Raw genomic sequence first — 4017 nt, 5'->3', positions numbered from 1 at the left:
ACCGAGGCGAAGGCCAAGGCGGAAGGCAAGGACATCCGCGTCGGCCGCTTCCCCTTCAGCGCCAATGGCAAGGCCATCGCGCTGGGCGAGGACCAGGGTTTCGTCAAGACCATCTTCGACAAGAAGACCGGGCAGCTTCTCGGCGCCCATATGTCGGCGCCGAAGTGACAGAGCTCATCCAGGGTTTTGTGGTGGCGATGAACCTGGAGACGACCGAGGAAGAGCTGATGCACACGATCTTCCCGCATCCGACGCTGTCGGAGATGATGAAGGAGAGCGTGCTCGACGCCTATGGCCGCGCTTTGAACGCATGACAAATCACCGCCCGGCGACAGATCACCAATCGGTGATAGATCGCCGATCGGTGATAGACGGCCGATCCGTGCTAGATTGGTCAGGCGAGACTCACACGCGGCAGCCGGAGATAGCTGACGGCAAGGCGGTTCGTATCCGGATGCATTTTCACCTGATCGAGGAGGAACTGGCACATGCATTTGAATGGCGTCGGCTGGATCGCAGCCATCATCGTCGGCGGCTTGGCGGGCTGGCTCGCCGAGATGGTCATGAAGAGCAACACCGGCATCTTCATGAACATCATCATGGGCATCGTCGGCGCGATCGTGCTGAACGCGATCCTGCAGGCTCTCAACATCCAGTCGTTCGGCGTCGGCTGGGTCGCCTATCTGATCACCGGCTTCATCGGGGCCTGCCTGCTGATCTTTGTTGGCCGGCTCGTTCGCCGGTAAGGCGCGCGAATGCGTCGCTGAACGAAGCCTGCTATGCGAAAACGGCCGTGGCGGCATGCGCTGCCCCGGCCTTTTTCTTTGCCGCGAAAAGTCCTAGATGACGAAAGACAAGCGGCTGGCGAAATCGCGGCCGCGAAGGGTTTGAGATGGTCACAGTCGTAGACACGATCGCCAACCGGCCGCGCCCGCGGCATCCCGAGAAGGCGCACCGGCCCGACCAGGAGGTGCTGCGCAAGCCGGACTGGATCCGCGTCAAGGCCCCGGTCTCCAAGGGCTATTCCGAGACGCGCGAGATCGTGAAGTCGCACAAGCTGGTGACGGTGTGCGAGGAGGCCGGCTGCCCGAATATCGGCGAATGCTGGGACAAGAAGCACGCCACCTTCATGATCATGGGCGAGATCTGCACGCGCGCCTGCGCCTTCTGCAACGTCGCGACCGGCATCCCGACCGCGCTCGATCCGGATGAACCGGCGCGCGTGGCACACGCCGTCAAGCAGATGGGGCTGAGCCACGTCGTCATCACCTCGGTCGATCGCGACGACCTTGCAGATGGCGGCGCGCAGCATTTCGCCCACGTCATCCGCTCCATCCGCGCGGCGACGCCGTCGACGACGATCGAGATCCTGACGCCCGACTTCCTGCGCAAGGACGGCGCGCTGGAGATCGTCGTCGCCGCCAAGCCCGACGTCTTCAACCACAATCTCGAAACCGTGCCGTCGAACTACCTAACGGTCCGGCCCGGTGCCCGCTATTTCCATTCGATCCGGCTGCTCCAGCGCGTGAAAGAACTCGACCCGTCGATCTTCACCAAATCCGGCATCATGGTCGGCCTCGGCGAGGAGCGGAACGAGGTGCTGCAGCTGATGGACGATCTGCGGTCGGCCAATGTCGACTTCATGACCATCGGCCAGTACCTGCAGCCCTCGAAGAAGCACCATCCGGTGATCCGCTTCATCCCGCCGGACGAGTTCAAGTCCTACGAGACGATCGGCAAGACCAAGGGTTTCCTGCTCGTGGCATCGAGCCCGCTGACGCGTTCCTCGCACCATGCCGGCGAGGATTTCGCCAGGCTGCGCGCGGCGCGCGAGGCGCAGCTCGCGAAGGCCAGCTGACTTTCAATGCCGAAATTCGAGGCGACACGCCGCGTCGCGCATACACCGCAAGAAATGTTCGCGCTGGTGGCGGACATCGAGGCCTACCCGCAATTCCTGCCGCTCTGTGAATCGCTCACCGTGCGCTCGCGCAAGGAGCGGGACGGCCGCACCATCCTGGTTGCCGACATGAGCATCGGCTACAAGGCGATCCGCGAGACCTTCACGACACAGGTGCTGCTGAAGCCCGACGACAACGCCATCGACGTCAAATACATCGACGGCCCGTTCAAATATCTCAGCAACATCTGGCGCTTCGACCCGGCCGATGGCGGCTGCGAGGTGCATTTCTTCATCGACTATGAATTCAAGAGCCGCATTCTCGGCGCGCTGATGGGCACGATGTTCGACCGCGCCTTCCGCATGTTCTCGGAAGCCTTCGAGAAGCGCGCCGATGTCATCTATGGCGCGAAGCCGGCCTAACTTTCGCCGAGCGCCCGCAACCCGAGTTGCAGCGCGTGACGCACCGTCTCGTGCCGGATGAATTCGCGGCCCTTCTGGCCGAACAATTGCTGTTCGGCGACAACCGGCTGTCCGGCCAATCCGATCCCGAACCAGACAAGGCCCACCGGCTTGTCCGCCGAGCCGCCGCTGGGACCGGCAATGCCGGTGACGGCGAGCGACAGGCTTGCCCGCGAATGCGCCAGCGCGCCCGCGGCCATCTCCAGCGCCGTCTCGCGCGAGACCGCGCCATGCGCCTCGAGCGTGGCGGCGGAGACACCGAGCATCTCCATCTTGGCTTCGTTGGAATAGGTGATGAAGCCACGATCGACCACGGCGGACGATCCGGCAATGTCGGTCAGCGCGGCAATGATCAGGCCGCCGGTGCAGCTTTCGGCGGTCGCCAGCATGATGCCGCGCTGCTGGCAGGCCTGGAGCAGGGCGTTTGCAAGTTCAGCGTTGCTCATGCCGGAACCTCTCCCGGATATACGACGCTGGCCGTGGCGATCGCCGCGATGCCTTCGCCGCGCCCGACAAATCCAAGCTTCTCATTGGTCGTCGCCTTGATCGAAATGCGTTCGGGCGCAATGCCGAGCATGGCCGAAAGCGCCTGCGTCATCGCGGCGCGATGCGGGCCGACTCGCGGCGCCTCGCAGATCAGCGTGATGTCGGCATTGGCGATGCGGCCGCCGCGCTCGCGCACCAGCTTGGCCGCGTGCTCGACGAAGATCCTCGAGGCCGCACCCTTCCATTGCGGGTCCGATGGCGGGAAATGCGTGCCGATGTCGCCGGCGCCGCAGGTGGCAAGCAGCGCGTCGGTCAGCGCATGCAGCCCGACATCGGCATCCGAATGGCCGGAGAGCTTGCGGTCATAGGGAATGGCGACGCCGCAGAGCGTGACATGGTCGCCGGGCTCGAACGCATGCACGTCGTAGCCATTGCCGGTGCGAATATCCGGGAAGCGGTGCTGCGCGCTGGAGAGCCGCTCGTCGGCCAATGCAATGTCCCTTGCCCAGGTGAGTTTGACGTTGTCTGGCGATCCGGGAACGATCTTGATCGGTATCTGCGCCCATTCGGCGATCGCCGCGTCGTCGGTGAATTCCGTCTTGCCCAGATGATGCGCCTTCTCATGCGCCGCAAGCAGCGGCCAGAACGGAAAACCCTGCGGCGTCTGCGCCGCATGAAGGCCGGCCCTCGACACCGTCTCGTCGATCATGCCGGTGGCCGATTCCCGCTTCAGCGTATCGGCGACGGGCAGTGCCGGCAGGGCGCCGTGGCGCTCCCCGATGGCCTCGATGGTGCGATCGATCAGCCCGGCATCGACGAACGGGCGCACGGCGTCATGCACAAGCACCTTTTCGGGTGCCTGGTCCCTTAGCGCGAGGAGGCCGAGCCGGACGGAGGCCTGGCGCGACGGGCCGCCGATAACAGTGATGAGACGTTCGGCGTGTGCCCCCGCGGCGCGTTGCAACAGCTCGGCATCGTCGGCGTGGATGGCGACAACAACCGGGCCGATCAACGGATGCGAAAGAAAGATATCCAGAGTATGGGCGATAACGGCACGGCCGCCGATGCGCTGATATTGCTTCGGACCGTCGGCCTGACCGGCGCGCGCGCCACGGCCGGCGGCCACGATCACCACTCCGATCCCGCCGCCTGGGGACGCCGCTTGCTTTTCG

The 4017-nt window shown here is 64.5% G+C and carries 5 protein-coding genes and 1 pseudogene; 4 read left to right on the top strand and 2 right to left on the bottom strand.

Going from position 1 to position 4017, the window contains the following annotated elements:
* From EOA27_RS25785 to EOA27_RS25770, 4 genes and pseudogenes are all read left to right on the top strand, one after another.
* Positions 1–314 (top strand): annotated as a pseudogene (locus tag EOA27_RS25785) (dihydrolipoyl dehydrogenase); the annotation flags it as partial.
* A 174-nt stretch (positions 315–488) separates the two neighbouring features.
* Entirely contained in the window at positions 489–746 is a 258-nt protein-coding gene (locus EOA27_RS25780; protein WP_042642286.1) for a GlsB/YeaQ/YmgE family stress response membrane protein, read from the top strand.
* Between the two features lie 146 nt (positions 747–892).
* The gene (gene lipA / locus EOA27_RS25775) at positions 893–1858 is read left to right on the top strand and encodes a lipoyl synthase (protein ID WP_126082763.1); all 966 of its coding nucleotides are present in this window, start codon (positions 893–895) and stop codon (positions 1856–1858) included.
* Positions 1859–1864: 6 nt separating this feature from the next.
* A complete protein-coding gene (locus tag EOA27_RS25770; RefSeq protein ID WP_126082762.1) occupies positions 1865–2320 on the top strand; it encodes a type II toxin-antitoxin system RatA family toxin in 456 nt (151 codons plus the stop codon).
* On the opposite strand, the gene EOA27_RS25765 is transcribed toward EOA27_RS25770, so the two are convergent.
* The gene (locus EOA27_RS25765) at positions 2317–2805 is read right to left on the bottom strand and encodes a CinA family protein (protein WP_126082761.1); all 489 of its coding nucleotides are present in this window, start codon (positions 2803–2805) and stop codon (positions 2317–2319) included. The genes EOA27_RS25770 and EOA27_RS25765 overlap by 4 nt on opposite strands.
* The coding region (locus EOA27_RS25760; RefSeq protein WP_245491160.1) for a bifunctional 2-C-methyl-D-erythritol 4-phosphate cytidylyltransferase/2-C-methyl-D-erythritol 2,4-cyclodiphosphate synthase at positions 2802–4017 on the bottom strand (1216 nt) is incomplete at its 5' end. The genes EOA27_RS25765 and EOA27_RS25760, both read right to left, overlap by 4 nt.

Source organism: Mesorhizobium sp. M2A.F.Ca.ET.037.01.1.1 (genome assembly GCF_003998075.1).
Lineage (GTDB): Bacteria > Pseudomonadota > Alphaproteobacteria > Rhizobiales > Rhizobiaceae > Mesorhizobium.
Note: the sequence above shows the minus strand (reverse complement) of the source record. Positions and strands in the feature narration are given on the sequence as shown.